This is a genomic window from Pseudomonas sp. LG1E9 (genome assembly GCF_003290225.1).
GTDB lineage: Bacteria > Pseudomonadota > Gammaproteobacteria > Pseudomonadales > Pseudomonadaceae > Aquipseudomonas > Aquipseudomonas cyclaminis.
The window spans coordinates 3846565-3869302 of the sequence record NZ_CP029983.1 but is presented as its reverse complement, the minus strand read 5'-3'; the positions used below and the strand labels follow the sequence as shown (position 1 = coordinate 3869302).

Sequence of the window (22738 nt, the reverse complement as noted above, 5' to 3'; positions counted from 1 at the left end):
CCCTCGACCATGCCAGCTGCCGGAGGAAAAGGACTTCCGCTCGCTATTCGTTTGTACAAATCCCGCACCCTGGGGCTGACGCTCGGTCTGGTGTGTGTGGTCTTTGGCATGTACCCGCTGCAACCGTCGCCCTGGGTGTGGGCGTGGATGCTGATCAACGCGTTTGTCTGGCCCCATCTGGCGTTCCAACTTTCCTTGCGAACCGCCAACACGCTGCGCACTGAGCGCGGCAACCTGTTGTTCGATTCGTTCTGCGGCGGTTTCTGGGTCGGTGCCATGCACTTCAATCCACTGCCCAGCGTCACCACATTGTCGATGATGACCATGAACAACGTGGCCCTCGGCGGCCCCCGCCTGATGCTGGCGGGGTGGTTGGCGCAGGCGCTGGGCATCGGCGCCTCGCTGCTGATCTTCGCGCCGGCCTTTGTCGCCACCACCACCCAGGGCCAACTCTACGCATGCCTGCCGATCCTGATGCTGTATCCCCTGGCGCTTGGCTGGATCTGCTACCGCCAGGCCCTGAACCTGGCCCGGCACAAACGTGAATTACTCGCCTTGAGCCGCACCGACAGCCTGACCGGCCTGCTCAACCATGGCGCCTGGAAAGATCACCTGGAGATTGAATTCCAACGCTGCCGCCGCGAGCAGCAGGGCGCTGCGATTGCGCTGATCGACATCGACCATTTCAAGACCATCAACGACACCTACGGCCACGTTACGGGCGATATCGTCCTGCGCCAACTCGGTAAAATACTGCGCCAGAACCTGCGCGCCACCGACCTGGCCGGACGCTACGGCGGCGACGAGTTCTGCGTGATCCTGCCGGGCATGCCGCTCAACCGGGCCACGGAAGTCATGGACGCACTGCGTGACCGCTTCAATGCCCTGGCATACGCCCAGGACCCGACGTTACGCGCCAGCTTGAGCATCGGCCTGGCGCCGTATCGACCCGAACATGCCGATTCCACCGGTTGGCTCAACGATGCCGACCTGGCGCTGTATGAAGCCAAGAGCAGCGGGCGCAACCGTGTCAGCGCGGTGCACGGGAGTTGGTTACGGTCCGTTTAGTGGGGTAGGGTGTGGCGGCCCCTCCAACAAAAAACAAGGACCGGTTTATGCTCTTCACCTTCCCCCGTACGCTCCTGGCCGCCACGCTGGCCTTGTCCTTCGCACTCCCGGCCTACAGCGCCGAACTCCACCCGCAGATCCAGGCGGATGCCCAGCAGTACAAGGCCGAGGCCCTGAAACTGCTGGAGCGCCTGGTAAATATCGACTCCGGTTCCGGCTACGGGCCGGGCCTGACCCAGGTCAGCGACATCGCCGTGGATGAGTTGAAACAGTTGGGCTTCAGCATCGAACGCGTGCCGGACGCCGCCGCCAACAGCAACCATGTGATTGCCACCCTCAAGGGCTCCGGCAAGGCCAAGATCCTGTTGATGGCCCACATGGACACCGTGTTCAAGGAAGGCTCGGCTGCAGAACGCCCGTTTCACATCAAGGACGGCCGCGCCTATGGCCCCGGCGTGATGGATGACAAGGGCGGCATCGTCGCAGGCATCTACGCACTCAAAGTCTTGAAAAACCAAGGCTTCAAGGACTACGCGCAAATCACCTTCCTGCTCGACGCCAGCGAAGAAACCGGCTCCGACATCGCCTCCGAGCTGATCCGCACCACCGCCAAGGCCCACGACGTCACCCTCAACCTAGAACCCGGCCGCCCCGCCGACGGCCTGGTGGTATGGCGCAAAGGCAGCGCCACCGCCGTGGTCGAAGTCAAAGGCAAAGCCGCCCACGCCGGCGTCGCCCCGGAACTGGGCCGCAACGCCGCCATGGAAGCCGCGCACCAGATCCTGCAACTGGGCAAGCTGGGTGATGAAGAGAAGAAAACCACCATCAACTTCACGGTGATCAAGGCCGGTGACCGCACCAACGTGATTCCAGACCAAGCCACCGCCAAGGCGGATGTCCGCGCAGCCTTGCCGGAAGAGTTTGATCGGATCGAGAAAGACCTGGTGCGGGTTTCAGCCAACAAACTGATCCCGGAAACCGACGTGACCACCACCCTCAAACGCGGCCTGCCGCCAATGCCGCAGACGGCGGAGTCGGACAAATTGGTAGCGATTGCCCAAGGGATCTATGGGGAATTGGGCAAGAAGCTGACCATCGAAGGCAGCGGCGGCGCGGCGGATGCGAGTTTGTCGGCCGGAGTGGGGACACCGACGTTGGATGGTTTCGGGATTGTGGGTGGGAATATTCACACGGCCGAGGAATATGCGGAGGTGGAGAGCGTGGTGCCTCGGGTTTACCTGTTGAGTCGGATGATTATGGAGTTGGCGAAGCGGTGAATTGACGGTACGCAGTGTGGTCTTTGTGGTGAGCCTGCTCACCACAGAGATTGGCGCTATTAGTCTTGATAACGGGAATCAAGAGGCAGCCCCGTCAACCAGGGCCTTAACGAAAAAAACCATCTGCAATCCTTCGCCCTGTGTGATCAGGCGAAGGACTTTGCAGAGGTTTTCAGGGGGAAGCTGTAGAGCTTATCCGGCGGCCACGTGGGAAGCTTCGACGGCTTTTGTCTTCTCGCGCCCCAGCACCAGACTGCACAGCGCCGGCAAGAACAACAGCGTCAACAGCGTGCCCACCAGCACTCCACCGATCAGCACATAGGCCAGGGACGACCAGAACACCGACAACGTCAGCGGAATAAACGCCAGCGCCGCTGCCAACGCGGTCAAGATCACCGGCCTGGCCCGCCGCACCGTGGCTTCGACGATGGCCTCGCGTATCGCCATGCCCTGTTCCTGGTTCTGGCGAATCTGGTCGGTGAAGATCAGTGTGTTGCGCATCAGAATGCCGCCGATGCCGATCAGCCCCAGTATCGCGTTGAACCCAAACGGCTGGTTGAACAGCAACAGCGTCGGCACCGCGCCGATCAAGCCCAAGGGCGCGGTGGCAAAGACCATGAACATCACGCCGAAGGAGCGCACCTGGAACATGATCACGCTGAGGGTCAGCAGGATCATGATCGGGAACAGCGCGGCCAGGGCGACGTTGGCCTTGGCGCTTTCTTCCACCGGGCCGCCGATGTCGAGCGTGTAGTCCGCCGGCAGTTTGGCGATCAGCGGTTGCAGGTCTTTGTACACGGCCATTTCCACGTCGGGCGGTTGCACGCCGTCGATAATGTCGGCGCGCACTTCCACGGTGGTCGCGCGGTTGCGGCGCTTGAGGATCGGCTCTTCCATCACCGCCTGGAAATGCCCGACCTGGGCCAGGGGCACTGAGGTGCCAGCGCTGTTGGTCAGGGTCATGTTGTTGAGGTTGCCGAGGTTCTCGCGTTGGTTGCCCTGGGCGCGGGCCACGACGGACACGGTGCGATTACCTTCACGCACCTCGGTGATCGGATTGCCGCTGAGCAGGGCGTTGAGCTGGGACTTGACCTCATTGGGGGTGAAACCCAGCAGGCGCAGGCGGTCTTGATCGAGCACCAGGCGATAACCGCTGGTGCGCTCGCCCCAATCAAGGAAGGCATCTTTGGTCAGTGGGTTGGCGGCGACGACGTTGCGTACGTCTTCGGACAGCCCGCGCAGCACGTCCAGATTCGGGCCGGACACGCGAAATACCACCGGGAAGGGCACCGGCGGACCGAACAGCAATTGCGTGACGCGCACCCGCGCCGCCGGGAATTCGCCGGCCGCGATACGTTCGCGCATGCGCAGTTTGAGGGCATCGCGGGCGTGGGAGTCCGGGGTCTGCACGATTAATTTGGCGAAAGCCGGGTCGGGCAGCTCAGGGTTCAACGACAGGAAAAACCGTGGCGCGCCGCCGCCCACGTAGGTGTCGACCATGCTTGTCTGCGGTTCTTGCAGCAGCGCCTTCTCCAGTTGCGCCGCCACCGCCTCAGTGCTTTTGAAGGCGCTGCCGGGCGGCATGTACACCTCCAGAATCAATTCGGACCGGTCGGAGTCGGGGAAGAACTGTTTCTTCACGACGCCCATGCCCAGCCCGCACAGCACAAACGCCGCCACCACCAGCCCGGTCACCAGCCAGCGCCTGCGCACGCAGAGTTCCACCAGGGCGCGCAGTTTCTGGTAGTAGCGCCCGGCGTAGATAGCGTCGTGGCCACCGGGCACCGGCTTGATGTTCGGCAGCAGCTTGACCCCCAGGTACGGGGTGAACACCACCGCCACCAGCCACGATGAAATCAGCGCGAAGCCGACAATCCAGAAGATATTGCCGGCGTACTCCCCGGCGCCCGAGCGCGCAAACCCCACCGGCAGGAAGCCGATGATGGTCACCAGGGTGCCGGTCAGCATTGGCGCGGCGGTCGAGCTCCAGGCGTAAGTGGCGGCGTGAATGCGGTCAAAGCCTTCTTCGAGTTTGACCACCATCATCTCGATGGCGATGATCGCGTCGTCCACCAGGAGGCCGAGGGAAATGATCAGCGCGCCAAGGGTGACGCGGTCGAACTCTCGCCCCGTCACCAGCATGATCACGAACACCACGGACAGCGTCAGCGGCACCGCAGCTGCCACCACCAGGCCGACGCGAAAGCCGAGGGCCAACAGGCTGATGATCATCACCACCGCCAGGGCAACGAAGAATTTCAGCATGAATTCATTCACCGCCAGGCTGATGTTTTTCGCCTGGTCGGAGACCTTGGCGAAGTTCACCCCCAATGGCAGGTCTGCGTGGATCCGTGCCTCCTCGGCCTTGAGACGCTTGTCCAGCTCCAGGCCGTTCCAGTGTTTTTCCATGATCACGCCGAGCATCAGCGCCGGGTCGCCCTGATGGCGGATGCGGTAGCTCGGCGGGTCTTCATAACCGCGGCTGACGGTCGCGACATCGGCAATGCGCAGCAACCGGCCGTTGACTTCCAGCGGCACGTTTTCAATCAGCGCCAGGCTGTCGAAAGCCCCGTCGATACGGATATAGGCGCGGGCCCCTGCGGTTTCCACAAAGCCCGACGGCGCCACGGCGTTTTGCGCGGCGAGAGCGGCGAAGATCTGGTCGGGCTTGATGCCCAGAGTCGCCAGACGCTCGTAGGAAAACTCGACAAAAATGCGTTGTGCCTGTTCGCCCAGAATGTTGACCTTCTTCACCCCCGGCAGATTAAGAAAGCCCTGGCGCAGTTCCTCAGCCATCTGCACTTGTTGGCGATGGGGCAGGTGCTCGGCCTCCAGGGCGTACAGCGCAAAGTACACATCGGAATATTCATCGTTGAAGAACGGCCCGATCACCCCGTTGGGCAGCCGCGACGCTTCATCGCTGAGCTTTTTGCGGGTCTGGTAGAACAGGTCCTGGATCTCGCCGGGACGGGTGGATTCGAGGAACGTCATGCGCATCGACACAAAACCCGGCTGGGCGATGGTCTCGACGCGGTCGTAGTAGTCCAGCTCCTGCAGGCGTTTTTCCAGGCGGTCGGCGACTTGTTCCTGCATTTCCTGGGCCGTGGCGCCGGGCCAGGCGGCGGTGATGGTCATCACCTTGACGGTGAAGGACGGGTCTTCGGCGCGCCCCAGTTTGCCGAACGAGAAAATCCCGGCGGCCAGGATCGCGATGATCAGGAACAACGTGACGGCGCGGTGCTTGACCGCCAGTTCAGAGAGATTGATGCCGCGCATGTTCATTGGTCCTGTTTGCGGTTGAGGGCCAATGCCTGGGCGGGCAGCAGGCGTACCGCATCGCCGCTGTGCAGCAGGTGCGCGCCGAGGGCGACGATGACGGTGCCGGGGCTCACGCCGCTGTTGAGCAGGGCATCTTCCTGGCCGAGGCTGGCGACGTTGACCGGCGAGAAAGTGACTGTGTTATCCGCGCCGATCACCCATACCCCGGTGCCTTGCCCTGCATCGTGCAATGCGCCGATGGGGACGCGGGTCTGTTGCGCCTGGCCATTACCTTGCAGGCGCACGGTAATGGTCGAACCGAGGGCGAAGCGGTCGACGGCGCCGTGCAACACATAACGCGCGCGGTAGGTGCGGGTGGTGGGGTCGGCGCTGGCGGAGAGTTCGCGCAAGGTGGCCGCTACGGCTTGATCAGGCGCGCCGAACGGGAAGGCCAGGGCTTTTTGCGAGGCCTGTTCGCGCTGGTTTTCCGGCAGGTTGACGATGGCTTCGCGGGCACCATCACGGGCCAGGCGCGCGACGATCTGGCCTTCGGCGACTACTTGGCCGGGGTCGACCCGTACGTCGGTGATGATGCCGTCGCCGTCGGCCTTGAGCACCGAGTAAGTGCGGCGGTTTTCGATCTGGCTGGCGTCGGATTGCGCCGAGGCCAACTCTGCTTCGGCGACGCGCAGGTTGGTCGCCGACTGGTCGAAGATCTGCCGCGACACGGCGCCGGTACTCGCCAGGCGCTGATAACGGTTGGCGTCATCGCGGCGCTGGCGCAGTTGCGCCTGGGCGGCATTGACGCGGTTTCTGGCCGAGCGCAGGGCCAGCTCGAAGTCGCCGATATCCAGGACCAACAGGGTGTCGCCACGGGAGACATGCTGGCCGGGATCGACCTTGCGCTCGATCACCTTGCCACCTACGCGAAAGCCCAGGTCGCTTTCTGTACGAGCCGCGACCACACCGGTGTAGGCGCTTTGTTGGGTGCCGGCGGCTTCGACCTTGGCGGCGAGTACCGGTCGTGGTTGGGGCGCCTGGGCGGCGGGGTCGGCCTGGCTGTTGCAGCCGCTGAGGATCATCAGCAAAGCCACGGGCGAGAGAAGGCGCAGCGGGAGAAGGTTCATGTCGGGCTCCAGGGATGACCATCGGGCAAAAAATTATGGACATAATTTTTTACGCATATTATGGTCGAAATATAAATTAATCCAGCCCCCGGATAATCCCCATGTCGAATGCCCCGGTTCCGTCGCGAAGCCTGCTCTTGCTACTGGTTGCCCTTACGGCACTCGGCGAAGTCTCGACCCAATTGATCATCCCCGGCCTCGGCGCCATCGAGCAGGCGCTGGTCGCACCGCCGGGCTCGGCATTGATGGCGCTGTCTGCCTTCGTTGCGGCGTTTGGCCTGGGGCAATTGGTGTTTGGGCCCTTGTCGGACCGCATTGGTCGGCGTCCGGTGTTGATCGGCGGGTTGCTGCTGTATGTGCTGGCGACCTTGTCGATGCTGCTGGTCAGCGACATGCATCAATTTATCGCCGCCCGCGTGCTGCAAGGGCTTGGCGCCTGCGCAGCGCTGGTGTTGGCGCGCACGGTGGTGCGCGATGTATGGAAAGCCGAAGCGGGGCCGGCTCTGGCGCTGACCATGATCGGCATGCTCTACGCCATTGTTGTTGCGCCGATGGTTGGCGGTCTGCTGATCAAATTGTTGGGCTGGCATGCGCCGATCTTGCTGGCACTGGTGATCGGCAGTGTGGTGTTGTTGCTGGCGCTGCGGTTCTTTCGTGAAAGCAACGCATACCTGGACCCGAAGGCCGGCCATTGGCGCACGCTGGGCGGCCAGTATCTGGATTTGCTCAAGGGCCGCCCATACCGTGCATTCGCCGTGGCGTTGGCATGCACCTATGGCGCGATGTTCGCGGTGATTGCCGGTTCATCGGCGGTGTTTATCAACTTGCTGGGCTTTAGCAGCCTGGAGTACGGCATCAATTTTGGCGTGCTCGTGTCGATGCTGATCGTCGGTTCCACCTATACCCGGCGCAATATCCTGCGCCTGGGGCCGCAGCGGATTGTGTCGATGGGGGTGACGCTGGTAGCGCTCGGTGGGGTGTCGGCAGCGGTGATTTATGGCCTGTTTGGCTTGTCGGTGTTGGGGCTGGATATTCCGATTGCCCTGGCCACGCTCGGCGGCGGCCTGGTGTTGCCCGGCTCGGTCACGGGCGGGGTGATGCCCAACGCGCACCGCGCCGGGTTGGCGGCTGGGTTGATGGGCTTTGCGCAAATGTTCGGCGCCACGTGCAGTGGCGTGCTGCTGAGTCAATTGCGCGATGGCAGCGCTACACCGATGATCATGATCCAGGCGGGGTTTGCGGTGATGGCGTTTGTGGCGTTTCACGTATTGCGTGAGCGGCGTGTGGCGCCGGTTCTTGTAGGAGATGCCTAGTTTTGGCGAGGCTGAACGACCGCTATTGGGGCACGGGTATCTACACAACTTCCAGTGGATGCTGAATCTATGGCAAACACGCTTCTGTGGTGAGCGGGCTTCCGTGGTGAGCGGGCTTCTGTGGTGAGCGGGCTTGCCCCGCGCTGGGTGGCGAAGCCGCCCCAAACCATGCGACCGGGTTCTGTCTGATACTGCGCGGTGTGTTTATTGGGGCGGCTTCGCCACCCAGCGCGGGGCAAGCCCGCTCACCACAGAGTTATGTGTCAACTTTTAAGAGTTGTGTAGATACCTATAGCTATCGGGGGCAAGCCCCCTCCCACATAGGCGAAACGGAACTCCCTGAAATCCGCACCAGTTGTCACACTTTGTCCAAGTTATTCGGGGCTGGATGATTACGATTCTCTTTTGAGTCCAATCCTAAGGTCCACGCCCATGCTTGCTGCTTTTCGCTTTACGCCCCTGGCCATGCTGGTTGCCGGCAGTTTCAGCGCCCATGCCGACGAACCCGTTGCCCTGGAACTCAACGATGTGGTGGTGACGGCTGCCGGTTATGCCCAAAGCGTGGAAGACGCGCCGGCCTCGGTTACGGTGATCGACGGCGAGGCACTGCGCCGTAAGTCCTACCGCGACCTGGGCGATGCGGTGCGGGATGTGGAAGGCGTGACGGTCAACGGCGGGGCGAATGAAACCGACATCTCCATCCGTGGCATGCCCGCCGATTACACCCTGATCATGGTCGACGGCAAACGCCAGAGCGCGAGGGAGTCGCGGGTCAATGGCAACAGTGGCTACGAGCAGAGCTTCGTGCCGCCTGCCGCCGCCATCGAGCGGATCGAAGTGGTGCGCGGGCCGATGTCGTCGCTGTACGGCTCGGATGCGATCGGCGGGGTGATCAACGTGATCACGCGCAAGGTCTCGCCGACCTGGGGCGGCTCCATCGGCTACGACTACTCGGCCCGCCAGCACAGCAACCAGGGCAATGCGCGCCAGACCCAGTTCTACCTCAGCGGTCCGCTCAAGGAGGATTTCCTCGGCTTGCAGGTGTGGGGCCGTTACCTCGACCGCCAGGCCGACGATGACATCGAACAGACCAACGGCTTCAGCCAGGCCGACCACCGCGACCTCACCGCGCGCCTGGCCTTCACCCCGACCATTGATCACGACATCCTGCTGGAAGCTGGCGCCACGCGCCTGAAAAATGGCGACGGGATGAGCGCCAACTGGGCCACCCGCGAGCAGGAAAACAACCGCGATCATTGGTCCCTGTCTCACCAGGGCCGCTGGGGCTGGGCGACCTCGGACATTGCGCTGTCCCAGGAAACCTCGACCCGTGAAGGCAAGGCCACCCCGGCTCAAACCGATATCTACGGGCGTAAACCCGAGATCAAGAACACCGTGTTCGACGCCAAGCTGGTGGTGCCCACCGTCCATAATGTCAGCACCGTCGGCGTGCAATGGAATGAAAGCGAGCTGACGGACTGGAACCAGGGCCTGGGTGACCGCGTCGACTATAAATTCTCGGTGGTGCAAAAAGCCCTGTTCGCCGAAAACGAATGGTCAGTCACCGACCGCTTTGCCTTGACCACCGGCCTGCGCCTGGATGAACACGAAGAGTACGGCGCGCATCTAAGCCCGCGGGTCTACGGCGTGTGGCGCGCCACCGACCAGTGGACGCTCAAGGGCGGTATCGCCCGTGGCTTCAAGGCGCCGGAACTGCGCGCCGTGGTCGAGGATTACGCTTACTTGCGCCGCAACCGCTTCGTGATGTTCGGCAACCCCGATCTCAAGCCCGAAACCAGCACCAACTACGAAATCTCCGCACTGTGGAGCAACCGCGATGACCTGTCGGGCGGCGTGACGCTGTTCTACAACGATTTCCAGGACAAGCTCTCCACCGTCACCACCGATCGGCGCTGGAACGGCTACACCATCATGGAACGGGTCAACGTCGACAAGGCGATCATCCAGGGCGTGGAACTCAACGGCCAATGGGATATCAGCCCGAGCGTGCTGCTCAAGGCCAACTACACCTACACCGATTCCGAGCAGAAAAGCGGCGCCAACAAAGGTGCGCCGCTGGCCCTCACACCGGAGCAAAAAGCCAATCTGCGCACCGAGTGGAGCATCAACGACCGCACCCAGGCGTGGGCGTCGCTGAGTTACTACGGCGAAGAAACCGGCAACACCATTACCGACGAACCTGCGCCGGGCTACACCACGGCTGACCTTGGCGGCTCCTACGATGTAAACGATGCGTTGACCCTGAACGCCTCACTCAACAACCTCACCGACAAGCGGCTGGACGATGAAACCTACGGCACGGTGAACTATGGCCGCACCTTGTGGATGGGCGCCACGTACAACTTCTAAAGCGCTGCGGGCAATCGCACCACCGCGCACAGGCCTGCCGGTGGGCGATTCTGCAACACCAGTTCGCCGCCATGGGCCTGGATGCACGACCGAGCAATCGCCAGGCCCAACCCCACACCGCCGTCGCTGACGCCGCGTTGCACAAAGGGTTCGAAGACTTTATCCAGCCAGTCCTCGGGCAGGCCTTGGCCGTGGTCGAGAATCTCGATGCGCAGCCAGCCGTTGTCTTCCCGGATCAGGCTCAGGTGGGCATCGCCGGCATGGTGCAGGGCGTTGTCGATCAGGTTGGTCAAGGCGCGTTTGAGCGCCAGGGCGCGGCACGTCAGCATAAGGGGCGGCGCAACGGCCCAACTGACGGGTTGCCGCAGGCGCTGATAACGCTTGGCCAGGTCATCCAGCAGGCTGCTCAACGATAGCGTGGCGGTCGCTTCCTGCACTGCATCATCGCGCACGAAACTCAGGGTTTCTCGCACCATTGCACTCAGCTCCGCAAGGCTTTCGAGCATGTCGTCCCGGACGTCGCCGGGCTCCAGCAATTCCACTTGCAGGCGCAGTTCGGTGATCGGCGTATTCAGGTCGTGGCTGACCGCCGCAAGCATCCGCGTGCGGCCTTCGACATGCCGGGCAAGATTGGCCTGCATGGTGTTGAAGGCGGCTGTAAGGTCGCGGGCTTCCTGCGGGCCGCGTTCCGGCAGAGGCGCGATCCATTCACCCCGGCTGACGCGCTCCGTGGCCTGGGCCAACGTCTTGATCGGGCGCACCACGCGGGCGATGAAAAACATCACGATCAGCAGCACCGGCAGCGTCGTCACCGGCAGGCTGTAGGCCAGCACGCGGCCCCATTCATAGGCGCCGGCGGGGTACTGCACGGCATTGAGGTAGTTGCCATTGGGCAGCGGCACGCTGGTGCGCAGGCGCAACGGTGCCCAACCGGCGGGGCTGAATACGTGGGTGCGGGCGTCGGCGCCGCTGATGCGTTCCAACTGCATGCCGATGGTGGCCGTGTCGTCCAGTTGCAAGTGGCGGCGCAGTTCGTTGGCCAGCCGCTGTTCTTCCGGGCGCAGCTCAAATAGCGCCACTTCCGGCGTGGGGGCGATCCAGAAGCGTGTGTCGTCATGGCTCATTCCGGCCAGCAGGTGTTCGGTTTCCGTTGAGGTCAGGTCGATTGCCGTGTGGTGCGCAATTCCCAGGCGCTCCAGGCTGAAACTGCGTGACAGCGGGTGGATCAGGCTGCCGGTGCGCTGCAGAAACAACATCGCGATAGCGTTGGAGGCGAGCAATGCGAGCAATAACAACAGGCTCAATTGCCGCGCCAGGGTGCGCGGCCAGAGCCGGTTCAGGGCGTACATTCATTGACCTCGGCCGCCAACAGATAGCCGCCGCCCCAGATCGTGCGCAGCAGGTCCGGCGCGGCATCGCCCTGGGCCAGTTTGCGGCGCAGGCGGCTGACCTGGCGGTCGATGGCGCGGTCGCTCACGTCGCTGTCGGCAGCGGCGGTGAGGTCGATCAAGCGTTCGCGGGGCAGCAAGGTGTTGGGGTGGTTCAGGAACACCTGCAACAGGCGGCTTTCCGCTGTACTGAGCTGGATCGCCGGGCAGGCCTCGCGCTGCAAGGTGGCGTTGGCCACGCTGAACTGCCAGCCGGCAAACCGATAGGCGCGGGCGCCACTGCTGGGCGCGGCGGGCCCGGTGTTGCGGCCTTGGCGGCGCAGCACACTGTTGATGCGTGCCACCAGTTCGCGGGGTTCGAAGGGCTTGGTCACGTAGTCGTCCGCGCCCAGGTCCAGGCCTCGGATGCGGTCGGCGGCGGTGTCACGGGCGGTCAACAGAATCACGGGGGTATTGCTGCGCCGATGCAGTTGGTTGCACAGCTCGAAACCATCACCGTCGGGCAGCAGCACGTCGAGCACCACCACGTCGAACGCCTGGGTCTTGAGCAATTGCCACATGCCGGCCGCGTCCTCGGCTGTGCGCACGTCGAAGGTGTGTCGACGCAGATAAGTGGCCAAGGGTTCGCGGATTTTGCGGTGGTCATCCACCACCAGCACGCGCGGTGCGACAGGCGCAGGGGCAAACGGCATTGCAGCCCTCGGAAGGTTGAGCGGGAGAGGGTGGATATTACTACGAGTCATTATCATTAACGCTGTTTTTATGGCGAGTTGCGGGTATGCCGTTCTATCAGTAGGACGCTCTAGGGTGTTTTAGCCGCCTAGCGCTCAATTGCTATCGGTTTTAAGGTGTATGCACTTTGGAGGATCACCATGAAAAAACTCATCGGCATCTACACCAGCCCTCGCGCCCATTGGGTCGGCGACGGTTTCCCGGTGCGCACACTGTTTTCCTACGACAGCCTGGGCAAACACATCAGCCCATTCCTGCTGCTGGACCACGCCGGCCCGGCCGAATTTACCCCTACCGAACAACGTCGCGGCGTCGGCCAACACCCTCATCGAGGGTTTGAAACCGTGACCATCGTCTACGACGGCGAAGTCGAGCACCGCGATTCCACCGGCGCCGGTGGCACCATCGGCCCAGGCGATGTGCAATGGATGACCGCCGCAAAAGGCATTCTCCACGAGGAGTTCCACTCCGAAGCGTTTGCCCGCAAAGGCGGCGCGCTGGAGATGGTGCAACTGTGGGTCAACTTACCCGCCAAGGACAAAATGGCCGACGCCGGTTACCAGACCATCGTCGACGGCGACATCCCCGTGCTGCCGCTGGCCAATGACGCCGGGCACCTGCGCCTGATCGCCGGTGCATTCGCGGGCACTCAAGGCCCCGCACGGACCTTCACACCGATCGACGTATGGGACCTGCGCCTCAACGCCGGCCAACCAGTGACCCTGGACCTGCACGCCGGGCGCAACACCGCTCTGGTAATCCTGCGCGGCACCGTGCTGGTCAATGGCGAGGAGGTTGCGCGCCAAGGCCAATTGGCACTGTTCGAGCGCGATGGCACGCAACTGGTCCTGGAGGCCAATGACAACGCCGTGGTGCTGCTGCTCAGCGGCGAGCCGATTGACGAGCCTATCGTCGGCCATGGTCCTTTTGTGATGAATACAGAGCAGGAAATTCACCAGGCGTTTGCGGATTTTCAGTCGGGTAAATTTGGGCGGATGCACGCCTGACGAAGTGTGGCATTGCCCACGGCGAGATTGTTTTTGCGGTGGGCTTTATGTATGGGGCTTCGTCTTCAGGGGGAAACCAACGCAATTGCTATCAGTGTGAGGGGGAGCAGGAATTGTAAAAATCCCGTTAGGGATAGAGGGATTTTGCCGGTGGAGTAGGAAAACATGAGCAAAGGTAAGATTGATATCGCACCTGCCAGCCAAATCAGATTGCTCGATAATGTACCCAATTCACTGAGTTGAGTGATGGGCAAGTCAAGTAAAAAAATAGCGGGCACCAAGCAGCTTGTTAGAAAAAGCGTTTCTATGAATAATCCGTTTGCCGCGTCCAAAGATGTAGATTTCTTGAGGTACGTGTAGAGTCCCCATGTTAGTGCAATCAATATAGATGTCCCGTGATTAAAGTTGTCGATCAGCACCATGAGAAGGGCAACCAAACCAAATACGAGAAAAGTAAACAGCGCTTTTCCCGTGCTTACTCGCTCGCGATAAATCATTGTTCCCAGCGTCACTGAAATAATAGGCGCCAGCAGGTAGCCGAGACCGCTCTCCAGAATGTATCCGTTAATGGATGACCAGATGAAAACGCCCCAGTTGATAGCGATAAGCAGCGACGCGATGCAGTGCAGCCGAATCAGCTTTAGCGTGTATCGTTCTATTTGATTGTATCGCCGAAAAGTGAAAATCAAAAAAGCGAGAATTAAAGTGGATAGCGAAACTCTGTAGGCAACCAACGTGAGGGACGAAACGTCGTTAAGCGCTCTCCAGTAAACAGACGACGCCCCTAATAGAACATTCGCCAGCGCAGATAAAATAATCGCTAACGCAGAAGTCTGGCGACTTTCTTGCTGTGTTTTCTGCATGTCAGTGCTACCTGTCGGTCATTCGTTGTCAGCTTCTTGCCGGATTGGGTCTACATCAAACCCCTCACTTCCCAAAAGTATGTAGTTCTTTTCCTGTGCTTTTTTGCAGAAAGGGAAAGGGAGTTTGGGGGGCTTGAGTTTTTTTTCGCGCCCTATACCCGCCACCCCCATTTCATGCGATCTTCCCGTCATTCGCCCTGGAGTCGCCTGGATGCCCTCATTTATCTCCGATCACCCGATGCTCTGCGCCCTGGCGCTGATCCTCATCGACATCGCCGTGTGGCGGCTTATCTCCGCCAACCTCGCCAACTGGAAACTCGCGGCGCGGTTGGTGATCTTCGCTGTCTTCAGTGCCGTGCTGTTCAACGACGGCATGAATCCCATGCTCGTCGCGCCCTATGCCGACAACACCGCGTTGCACATGGCTGCCACGGCGTTGCAGATTGGTTGGTGGTTGTTCGCGGCGCGTACGCTGACGGTGTTGCTCGGGGCGTTGATGATGCAGCGGGTCGGGCATACCGGGCGGTTGTTGCAGGATTTGATGGGCGCGGTGATTTTCCTGATTGCGATCATCGCGGCGCTGGCCTACGTGCTCGACTTGCCAGTCAAAGGCGTGCTTGCGACGTCCGGCGCGGTGGCGATCATTGTCGGCCTGGCGTTGCAAAGCACGTTGAGCGATGTGTTTTCCGGAATCGTGCTCAACACCACCAAGCCCTATCAACTGGATGACTGGATTTCCATCGACGGCACCGAAGGCCGGGTCACCGATATCGACTGGCGCGCCACGCGCCTGCAAACCTCCCAGGGCAGCATGGCGGTGATTCCCAACTCCCTGGCGGCGAAGGCCAAGATCATCAACTTCTCGCGCCCGGCGGACATGTTCGGCCTGGCAGTCAGCTTGCAGGTCAGCCCCCATGCGCGGCCGCAAACGGTGATCGAAGCGCTGGAGCGTGCCATGCAGGGGTGCCGGCCGTTGTTGGCCAAGCCCGCGCCGAGTGTGGCGTTCAAGACTTCCGCGAGCGGTGGCGTGGAGTATGAAATCAGCGGCTTCGTGCCGGCCATGCCCCTCAAGCGCGAAGTGCGCAACCAACTCTACGACCTGGCGTTCCGGCACCTGCAAGCGGCGGGTGTGAGCCTGCTGTCTCCTGGCGAAAGCGCGACCCCGGTGCCAACTTCCCGAGCACGGGCGTTGCTGGACAGTTCTTCGATTTTCTCGACCCTGCGCCAGGAGGAAAAAGACACCTTCAGCCAGAACATGACCCTGCACAGCTACCGTCCCGGCGAGATGATTTTGCCGGCGGGGGAGGTCAGCGATCATTTGTTTATCGTGGAGTCGGGTGTGGTGTCGGTGATGCTGATCAAAGGCGGTCATACCTTCGAGGCCGGGCGCATGGGCCCTGGAGAGGTCATCGGCGAAGCGGGGATTTTGACCGATCAGGCCGCGTTGGCGGACTTCACCGCCAAGACGTTCTGCACCCTGTACCGCATTGAAAAGGAATACCTGACGCCGTGCCTGGACGCACGACACGACATCGCCGACGCCATGAAAACCCTGCTGGACTTCCGCTTGCACGCGGCCCAGGCCCTGACCCAGGACGCGCCCGTGGTGCCGGTCAAGAAGGGCTTTTTACAGTGGCTGCGCAAGCGCGGTCTTTGACAGACCGCACAGGCACACAGAGATCCCCTGTGGGAGAGGGCTGTGATGTTTGAGGGAGAGCGGGGGTTACTGCAGGTTTACGTAAAGGCCGCCATCGACGAGCAACGAAGCGCCTGTGACGTAGCGCGCCATATCCGAAGCCAGGAACACAATCGGCCCAGCCACATCATCCGGCTCACCCAACCGCCCCAACGGCGTACGCGAGGTCATGTAGGCGAGTTTTTCCTCGTCGGCCAGATCGTCTTTGTTGATGTCGGTGGCGATGGTCCCCGGCAGCACCGAATTGCAACGAATGCCATAGGGCCCCAGTGCAATGGCGCAGGACTGCATCAACGAATGCAGCCCGGCCTTGGTTGGCGTGTAGTGGGTTTGCATGCCGCCGCCCACCAGCGCGCTGATGGAGCTGACCGCGATGATCGCGCCGCCACGGCCCTGGTTTTTCATCTGGTTGGCCGCCGCCTGCACGGCGAAGTAGGCGCCGTTGAGGTTGGTGTTGACGGTTTTCAGGTAGACCTCGCGCGGCATGTCGAGGAACGAGTGGAACGGGCAGATCCCGGCGTTGTTGACGAACACGTCGACGCTGCCGAACGCCTTCACCGCGCCAGCCACCAGCTTGTCGCCGGTGTCCGGGTCGGCGGCATCGCCACCCACTTCGATGGCCGCACCGCCAAACGCCTTGATCTCTTCGATCAGCGAATACGCCGCCTCGGTGCCCTGGCCGCTGCCACTGTGGTCGATCACCACGCGGGCGCCCTGGCGTGCACATTCACGGGCGGCGGCGCGGCCGATGCCACGGGAGGCGCCGGTGATGATCACGGTTTTGTCTGCAAGCAACATAAAAACACTCCTTCAAAAATAGGCGGCGTCAGCCGAGGTAATTACCGTAACCGACCATGGCGATGGCCCCGAGGATCACTGCGATACCGGCCACCAGCACGCCTTTGTTGGCGGCGCTGGTGCCGTGCCATTCGCGAAAATACAGGCCCCAGCAGTTGGACACGATGATGATGAATGACATGTGCAGCACCCACGAACTGGCGTCGTTCTGCAGGCGGCTTTCGCCCATGCCGTAGAAAAAGAATTGCAGAAACCACAGCGTGCCGGCGATGGCCACCAACAGGTAATTGCCCAGCAATGGCGTGCTTCGATCGAAATAGTTATGGAAGCTGCGGTTGCGCCAGTTCAGCCACAGGCACCAGATGCCGTTGGTGGTCAGCCCGCCCCACATGATCACCATAAAGGTCACGTTGTTCTGGAACAGGCTGTTGGCGCCGTGCTCCACAGCCGCAGCGGCCAGCGGGCGGCCGGCAGAAATGCCGTAGCTGAAACACGCACTGAGCACCCCGGAAATCACCGCCACCAGCATGCCCTTGCCCAGGGAAAACTCGCTGACACTGGCGAACTTCACCGCCTCGGACACTTCCCGTTCCTTGATCAGCCCAGCCTTGCCGCACACCGCTATACCCACCAGCGACACCGCCACGCCCCACAACACCCAGTGCCCGCCCTGAGAGGCCAGCATCGAAGTCAGGGTGCCTTCGGTGGCATCGGTGAACAGGTCGCGGTACAGCGCCGGCATCAGCGCGCCGAGGGCCGAGGTCAGGCCCATGATCAGCGACATGCCCAGGGACAGCCCGAGGTAGCGCATGGTCAAGCCGAAGGTCAGCCCGCCGATGCCCCACAACACGCCGAACAGATAGGTCCACAGCAGGGTGCTGGTGTCGGCGTTGCGCAGGATGTCTACCCAGCCCGGCACCGTCAGTTGCGCCGCGATCAACGGCACGATCAGCCAGGACACCAGGCCGCCGGTGATCCAATAACTTTCCCAGGCCCAGCCGCGGACCTTCTTGTAGGGGATGTAGAAACTGCCGGAGGCGAAGCCGCCGATAAAGTGCAGAATCACACCAAGGAGAATGATTTCCACGTAGTCGAATCCTTTTTATTGTTGTTGGGCGTCCGTTAATTCAGGGGCGCGACAGGTGGAACATGGGCAGCAAGTCGACGCTGATCGGCGAGGCATCCGCATGGCTGGGCATGATGTCCTGCATGTAGGTCCACCAGCGTTGCATCAGTGCGGTGCCGGGCAGCTCATCCAGGCCGTGGGCGTCCTCATGGGTCAGCACGGCGAACAGCGCGTTGGCCGGTTCGTCGAGGTAAATCCGATAGTCCACCACACCCGCGTCCAACAACGCCTGGGCCAGTTCGGGCCAGATCTCGTCGTGACGCCGGCGATATTCATCGGCCTGCCCGGGGTTGAGGTTCATGCGAAAGGCACGGGTCTGCATCACTGCGCTCCATGGGTCGGGGTGTAGATGCGCACTGCGTTGTGCAGGAAAAACTGCGCCTGCACGGCTTCGGGTTTGTGCGCCAGGCAGCTTTTCACGAGCCCCAGCGTGGTGGCGAAATCCGCCAGGTGATCGCTGTTGGGCCAGTCGCTGCCGAAGAAACAGCGCTCGTCGCCAAACGCTTCCCACAACACCGCCAACCGGTCGTTGTAGAACGCGGTGTCGACGATCAGGCCGTGCGGGCCGACCTGGGGGATTTCCGCGAGTTTGGCGAATACATTCGGCCGCTCCGCCAGGCGCAGCAGGTCGGCGTGATAGGCGGCCTCTTCACCGGCCGGCACTTGGGCATTGGGCAAATGGTCGACGATGATGCGCAGCTCGGGCAGTGCATCGCTGAGCTTCAGCAGTCCCTTGATCAAACGCGGGTTCGGGTTGGCACTGTCCAGGCTGCGCCCGCTGGCGGCCAGTTGGCGCAGGCCGTTGATAAAACCGGGGCGCGTCTGATCCAGCAGCAGGTCGCGGTCCCACAGGTTGCCGTAGCGCAGGCCGAGGAACAGTGGCTCTTGCACCAATGCAGCGAGGTCGGCGGCGAAGTCGGCGTGCAGCGGGTCCAGGTTGCCGACAAACCCGAGCATGCGCGGGTCGCTGCGCAGGGTTTCGAGGATCCAGCGGTTGTCGTCGCGCCATGGGCTGGCTTCCACCGCGATGGCGCCGACCACATTGTGCGAGCTGGCGACGGTCCAGTAATCGAGGGGTAAATGCGCGGCATACAAGCGGTTGCCCGGCTCGGGCCACGGGATGCCCTGGGGGCGACGCGGATCGAACAGGTGCAGATGACTATCGATGATAGGGCCGGTATAGAGCGTCTGGGGCATTGCGCAATCCTTGTGGGACTCTGTCAGGAACGGCCAGCACGCTACCGCGCACCGGCCCATTTCACCACCTCAGCTCTGCAGGTACACCACATGGGTATGGGTGTATTCGTAGAGGCCGTGCTTACCATCGGCACCGCCGATCCCGGACTTACGCACGCCAGCATGGAAACCCTGCATGGCCTCGAAGTTTTCGCGGTTGACGTAGGTTTCGCCAAAGTCGATCTCGCGCACCGCGTGCATGGCCTTGCCCAGGTCACGGGTGTAGATCGACGAGGTCAGGCCGTAGTCACAGTCATTGGCCAGGGCGATGGCTTCGTCGAGGTCGTCGACGATCTGGATCGGCAGCACCGGGCCGAAGATCTCTTCGCGCATGATCTCCATGTCGGCGCGGCAGCCGGCCAAAACCGTCGGCTGGAAGTGAAAGCCCGCGCCAAGGTCAGCGATCTGCCCGCCGCTGACCAGCGTGGCGCCCTGGCTCAACGCGGTGCGCACCTTGCGATTGACGTTGTCCAGGCCCTGGCGGTTGATCAGCGGGCCCATTTCCGCATCGGCCATGGCCAGCGGATCACCGTAGCGCGTGGCCGACATGGCCGCGCTGATACGCTCGATAAACTGATCCGCGACCTTGCGCTCCACATACACCCGCTCGGCGCAGTTGCACACTTGCCCGGTGTTGATAATGCGCGAGTCGCGGATGGCTTTGACGGCCAGGTCCAGGTCGGCATCCGCCAGCACAATGGCCGGCGCCTTGCCGCCCAGCTCAAGGTTGAGCTTGGTAATGTTCGGCGCGGCGGCGGCCATGATGCGTGAGCCAGTGGCAACGCTGCCGGTGAAGCTGATCATGTCCACGCCTTTGTGAGCGGTGAGTGCACCGCCGACCTGGCCATCACCGCAGACCACATTGAACACGCCGGCGGGCAGGTCGGTCTCGGCCACCAGTTTGGCGAATTCAAAGCAGTTGTTCGGGGTTTCTTCACTGGGCTTGATCACGATGGTGTTGCCGGTGAGCAGCGCCGGGGCCATTTTGCGTGCGATCAAAAAGAACGGGAAATTCCACGGAAGGATGCCCGCCACTACGCCCAAGGGTTTGCGGAACAGGAAGATGTTTTCGTTGGGCCGGTCGCTGGTGATGATCTCGCCTTCGATGCGGCGCGCCCATTCGGCCATGTAGTCGAGGTAGTCCGCGGTGAAATTCACTTCGACTTCGGCCAGCCCGCTGACCTTGCCCTGTTCCAGGGTGATGGTGCGGGCCAGGTGCGCGACGTTTTCCCGCAGCTTGGCGGCGATACGGCGCAGGTGCCCGGCGCGTTCGATGGCCGGTTTGCGCGCCCACTCTTTTTGCGCACCCCGTGCAGCGGCGAGGGCCTGGTCGACGTCAGCGCCGGTGGAGGCGGGCACCTTGGACAGCAAGGCGCCGGTGGCCGGGTTGAGCACATCGAGATGGGCTTCGCTGGAGACGAAGCGGCCATTGATGAAGTTCTGGTACACGGGAACGGATGACATGGGCAGCTCCTTAGTAAGTGCGCGACGGCGCTTTCGCGTCGGTAACCGGGCGATAGCGGGCGAGGGTGGCCAGGGCGCTCTGGCGCAGCAGGCTGATGTCGATGGCCACGGCGATAAAGCGGCAACCCCAGGCCTGGTAGCGGCGTGCGTCGTCTTCGTTGGGCGCCAGGATGCCGCAGACCTTGCCGGCGGCGAGGGTGGCGTCCACCGCGTGCCGGATGCGCTCCTGCACCTCGGGGTGGCCGGGGTTGCCGGCGTGGCCGAGGCCGATGGACAAGTCGGCGGGGCCGATAAATACCGCATCCACGCCTTCGACAGCGGCAATCGCCGCGACGTTTTCCACGCCCAGGCGCGACTCCACCTGCACGATCAGGCACAGCTCTTCGTGGGCGGTTTGCAGGTAGTTCGCCACACCATCCCAGCGGGTGGCGCGGGTCAAACCGCCGCCGACGCCGCGGATGCCGTGGGGCGGGTAACGCATGGCGCGCACCAGGGCCTGGGCCTGTTCGGCGGTTTCGACCATAGGGATCATCAGCGTCTGGGCGCCGACGTCGAGCAGTTGCTTGATCAGGCTGGCGTCGCCATTCACCGCACGCACCACCGGCGCGGTGGCGTAGGGCGCCACTGTCTGCAATTGGTTGAGTACGCTGGGCACGGTGTTGGGCGCGTGTTCGCCGTCGATCAGCATCCAGTCGTAACCCAGGCCTGCGACGATCTCGGCGGCGTAGCCGGTGGCGAAACCGGCCCAGATGCCGTACTGGGTGGCGTCGTGCGCCAGGGCGGCCTTGAAGCCATTGCGGGGCATGTTCATGGCAGGTTCCTTAGCGGTTATACGGACGGTGCAGTTGGCAATCCGGGTTCAGGTCAACGCCGAAGCCGGGCTTGTCGAGCACCGACAGGCGCATGCGGCCATTGATTGGCACCGGTTCGCCGAGCAGTTGCGGGTGGAACATCGGCACCACTTCATCGGCCTTCGGCGCCATCATCAGGAATTCGGCGAACGGGCTGTTTTGCCGCGTGGCGACAAAGTGGTAGCTGTACACCGACGAGCCGTGGGGCACGACCATCGCGTTGTGGGCGTCGGCCAGGGCCGAAATTTTCACCAATTCAGTGAGGCCACCGCACCAGCCAACATCCGGCTGGATAATGTCGCAGCAGCCCATTTCCAGCAGCATGCGGAAACCCCAGCGGGTGGCTTCGTGTTCGCCAGTGGTCACCAGCATGCCCTTGGGCACGTTGTTGCGCAGGGCCGCGTAGCCCCAGTAATCGTCCGGGCTCAGGGCTTCTTCGATCCACTTGAGCCCGTGTTCATGGGCGCCGATCGCCAGTTTGGTGGCGTAGTTGAGGTCCAGGCTCATCCAGCAATCGAGCATCAGCCAGAAGTCCGGGCCGACCCGCTCGCGCATGTCGGCCAATTGTTCGAGGTTTTTGCGCAGGCCTTCTTCACCTTCGCTGGGGCCGTGGTGCAGGGGCATCTTGCCGCCGATAAAGCCCATCTTCTGGGCCAGGTCCGGGCGGGCGCCGGTGGCGTAGAACTGCAATTCGTCACGCACCGCACCGCCGAGCAGTTGGTGCACCGGCTCCTGGCGGATCTTGCCGAGCAAGTCCCACAGCGCCAGGTCGACGCCGGAAATGGTGTTGATCACCAAGCCTTTGCGGCCGTAGTAGAGGGTGGACTGGTACATCTGGTCCCAGATCTTTTCGATATCGGTGACGCGGGCACCTTCGATAAAGCGCGCCAGGTGCTTTTCGACGATATACGCCGCCGGTTCGCCGCCGGTGGTCACGGCAAACCCGACGGTGCCGTCGCTGGCTTCGATCTCCACCACCAGCGTGCCGAGCACGTTGATGCCGAAACTGCGGCGGCTCTGGCGGTACTCGGGGTATTTGCTCATGGGTGTGCAGATGTGATCGTCGATCCAGTGGCCGTCGGCCTGATCGTGGTAATCGGCGCCGCCGCCTCGCAATACAAAGGCGCGCACGTGTTTGATAGTGAGATGACCCATGGTAAGACT

At 62.3% G+C, this 22738-nt stretch carries 18 protein-coding genes; 6 read left to right on the top strand and 12 right to left on the bottom strand.

All coding sequences use genetic code 11. The features are described 5' to 3' along the window. Positions 1-9 precede the first annotated feature (9 nt). Positions 10-1068, top strand: coding sequence for a diguanylate cyclase (locus DNK50_RS17690; RefSeq protein ID WP_112195464.1), 1059 nt, complete (start codon positions 10-12; stop codon positions 1066-1068). Between the two features lie 47 nt (positions 1069-1115). Beyond that, entirely contained in the window at positions 1116-2345 is a 1230-nt protein-coding gene (locus DNK50_RS17685; protein WP_112195462.1) for a M20/M25/M40 family metallo-hydrolase, read from the top strand. Positions 2346-2537: 192 nt separating this feature from the next. Here DNK50_RS17685 and DNK50_RS17680 read toward each other — a convergent pair whose 3' ends face one another. Together DNK50_RS17680 and DNK50_RS17675 are read right to left on the bottom strand one after the other, a co-directional pair. Then, entirely contained in the window at positions 2538-5621 is a 3084-nt protein-coding gene (locus DNK50_RS17680; protein WP_112195460.1) for an efflux RND transporter permease subunit, read from the bottom strand. A 2-nt stretch (positions 5622-5623) separates the two neighbouring features. After that, positions 5624-6730, bottom strand: a complete 1107-nt coding sequence (locus DNK50_RS17675; RefSeq protein WP_099583157.1) for an efflux RND transporter periplasmic adaptor subunit — start codon at positions 6728-6730, stop codon at positions 5624-5626. Between the two features lie 101 nt (positions 6731-6831). Here DNK50_RS17675 and DNK50_RS17670 point away from each other — a divergent pair, with 101 nt between their 5' ends. Both DNK50_RS17670 and DNK50_RS17660 read left to right on the top strand, forming a co-directional pair. Next, positions 6832-8043, top strand: a complete 1212-nt coding sequence (locus DNK50_RS17670; RefSeq protein WP_112195458.1) for a multidrug effflux MFS transporter — start codon at positions 6832-6834, stop codon at positions 8041-8043. Between the two features lie 432 nt (positions 8044-8475). Beyond that, a complete protein-coding gene (locus tag DNK50_RS17660; RefSeq protein ID WP_112195454.1) occupies positions 8476-10413 on the top strand; it encodes a TonB-dependent receptor domain-containing protein in 1938 nt (645 codons plus the stop codon). On the opposite strand, the gene DNK50_RS17655 is transcribed toward DNK50_RS17660, so the two are convergent. Together DNK50_RS17655 and DNK50_RS17650 are read right to left on the bottom strand one after the other, a co-directional pair. After that, complete coding sequence (locus tag DNK50_RS17655) at positions 10410-11729, bottom strand: ATP-binding protein (protein ID WP_162633413.1); 1320 nt, start codon at positions 11727-11729, stop codon at positions 10410-10412. The two genes, DNK50_RS17660 and DNK50_RS17655, sit on opposite strands and share 4 nt — an antisense overlap. A gap of 20 nt (positions 11730-11749) precedes the next feature. Beyond that, the gene (locus tag DNK50_RS17650; RefSeq protein WP_112195450.1) at positions 11750-12493 is read right to left on the bottom strand and encodes a response regulator; all 744 of its coding nucleotides are present in this window, start codon (positions 12491-12493) and stop codon (positions 11750-11752) included. 180 nt (positions 12494-12673) lie between these two features. Between DNK50_RS17650 and DNK50_RS17645 the strand changes: the two genes are divergently transcribed. Then, complete coding sequence (locus tag DNK50_RS17645) at positions 12674-13540, top strand: pirin family protein (protein WP_112195448.1); 867 nt, start codon at positions 12674-12676, stop codon at positions 13538-13540. Between the two features lie 65 nt (positions 13541-13605). On the opposite strand, the gene DNK50_RS17640 is transcribed toward DNK50_RS17645, so the two are convergent. Further along, on the bottom strand, positions 13606-14403 hold the full coding sequence (locus DNK50_RS17640; RefSeq protein WP_099583151.1) for an EamA family transporter: 798 nt from the start codon (positions 14401-14403) through the stop codon (positions 13606-13608). A 211-nt stretch (positions 14404-14614) separates the two neighbouring features. Here DNK50_RS17640 and DNK50_RS17635 point away from each other — a divergent pair, with 211 nt between their 5' ends. Then, complete coding sequence (locus DNK50_RS17635; protein ID WP_099583150.1) at positions 14615-16060, top strand: mechanosensitive ion channel family protein; 1446 nt, start codon at positions 14615-14617, stop codon at positions 16058-16060. Between the two features lie 66 nt (positions 16061-16126). Here DNK50_RS17635 and DNK50_RS17630 read toward each other — a convergent pair whose 3' ends face one another. The 7 genes from DNK50_RS17630 to rhmD form a co-directional block, all read right to left on the bottom strand. Continuing rightward, a complete protein-coding gene (locus tag DNK50_RS17630; RefSeq protein ID WP_112195446.1) occupies positions 16127-16897 on the bottom strand; it encodes an SDR family NAD(P)-dependent oxidoreductase in 771 nt (256 codons plus the stop codon). Between the two features lie 28 nt (positions 16898-16925). Further along, positions 16926-17984: an L-rhamnose/proton symporter RhaT gene (gene rhaT, locus DNK50_RS17625; RefSeq protein WP_099583148.1), complete on the bottom strand. Its 1059-nt coding sequence runs from the start codon at positions 17982-17984 to the stop codon at positions 16926-16928. A 40-nt stretch (positions 17985-18024) separates the two neighbouring features. Next, entirely contained in the window at positions 18025-18345 is a 321-nt protein-coding gene (rhaM, locus tag DNK50_RS17620) for an L-rhamnose mutarotase (protein ID WP_112195444.1), read from the bottom strand. Further along, positions 18345-19220 (bottom strand): amidohydrolase, encoded by an 876-nt coding sequence (locus tag DNK50_RS17615; protein ID WP_112195442.1) that lies wholly within the window; start codon positions 19218-19220, stop codon positions 18345-18347. Before DNK50_RS17615 ends, rhaM begins: the two co-directional genes overlap by 1 nt. A gap of 69 nt (positions 19221-19289) precedes the next feature. Beyond that, positions 19290-20723 carry an aldehyde dehydrogenase gene (gene aldA, locus DNK50_RS17610; protein ID WP_112195440.1) on the bottom strand — a complete coding sequence of 478 codons (1434 nt, stop codon included), beginning with the start codon at positions 20721-20723 and terminating at the stop codon, positions 19290-19292. Positions 20724-20733: 10 nt separating this feature from the next. Next, positions 20734-21534 (bottom strand): aldolase/citrate lyase family protein, encoded by an 801-nt coding sequence (locus DNK50_RS17605; RefSeq protein WP_112195438.1) that lies wholly within the window; start codon positions 21532-21534, stop codon positions 20734-20736. 10 nt (positions 21535-21544) lie between these two features. Further along, a complete protein-coding gene (rhmD, locus tag DNK50_RS17600; RefSeq protein WP_112195436.1) occupies positions 21545-22729 on the bottom strand; it encodes an L-rhamnonate dehydratase in 1185 nt (394 codons plus the stop codon). Positions 22730-22738 lie beyond the last annotated feature (9 nt).

Excerpts from the sequence above, each read along its gene's own strand:
- DNK50_RS17640 (WP_099583151.1), bottom strand. The coding sequence starts at position 14,403 with ATGCAGAAAACACAGCAAGAAAGTCGCCAGACTTCTGCGTTAGCGATT.
- DNK50_RS17675 (WP_099583157.1), bottom strand. The coding sequence starts at position 6,730 with ATGAACCTTCTCCCGCTGCGCCTTCTCTCGCCCGTGGCTTTGCTGATG.
- DNK50_RS17605 (WP_112195438.1), bottom strand. The coding sequence starts at position 21,534 with ATGAACATGCCCCGCAATGGCTTCAAGGCCGCCCTGGCGCACGACGCC.
- DNK50_RS17630 (WP_112195446.1), bottom strand. The coding sequence starts at position 16,897 with ATGTTGCTTGCAGACAAAACCGTGATCATCACCGGCGCCTCCCGTGGC.
- rhaM (WP_112195444.1), bottom strand. The coding sequence starts at position 18,345 with ATGCAGACCCGTGCCTTTCGCATGAACCTCAACCCCGGGCAGGCCGAT.
- rhmD (WP_112195436.1), bottom strand. The coding sequence starts at position 22,729 with ATGGGTCATCTCACTATCAAACACGTGCGCGCCTTTGTATTGCGAGGC.
- DNK50_RS17690 (WP_112195464.1), top strand. The coding sequence starts at position 10 with ATGCCAGCTGCCGGAGGAAAAGGACTTCCGCTCGCTATTCGTTTGTAC.
- DNK50_RS17680 (WP_112195460.1), bottom strand. The coding sequence starts at position 5,621 with ATGCGCGGCATCAATCTCTCTGAACTGGCGGTCAAGCACCGCGCCGTC.
- aldA (WP_112195440.1), bottom strand. The coding sequence starts at position 20,723 with ATGTCATCCGTTCCCGTGTACCAGAACTTCATCAATGGCCGCTTCGTC.
- DNK50_RS17615 (WP_112195442.1), bottom strand. The coding sequence starts at position 19,220 with ATGCCCCAGACGCTCTATACCGGCCCTATCATCGATAGTCATCTGCAC.
- DNK50_RS17685 (WP_112195462.1), top strand. The coding sequence starts at position 1,116 with ATGCTCTTCACCTTCCCCCGTACGCTCCTGGCCGCCACGCTGGCCTTG.
- DNK50_RS17635 (WP_099583150.1), top strand. The coding sequence starts at position 14,615 with ATGCCCTCATTTATCTCCGATCACCCGATGCTCTGCGCCCTGGCGCTG.
- DNK50_RS17670 (WP_112195458.1), top strand. The coding sequence starts at position 6,832 with ATGTCGAATGCCCCGGTTCCGTCGCGAAGCCTGCTCTTGCTACTGGTT.
- DNK50_RS17650 (WP_112195450.1), bottom strand. The coding sequence starts at position 12,493 with ATGCCGTTTGCCCCTGCGCCTGTCGCACCGCGCGTGCTGGTGGTGGAT.
- DNK50_RS17645 (WP_112195448.1), top strand. The coding sequence starts at position 12,674 with ATGAAAAAACTCATCGGCATCTACACCAGCCCTCGCGCCCATTGGGTC.
- DNK50_RS17660 (WP_112195454.1), top strand. The coding sequence starts at position 8,476 with ATGCTTGCTGCTTTTCGCTTTACGCCCCTGGCCATGCTGGTTGCCGGC.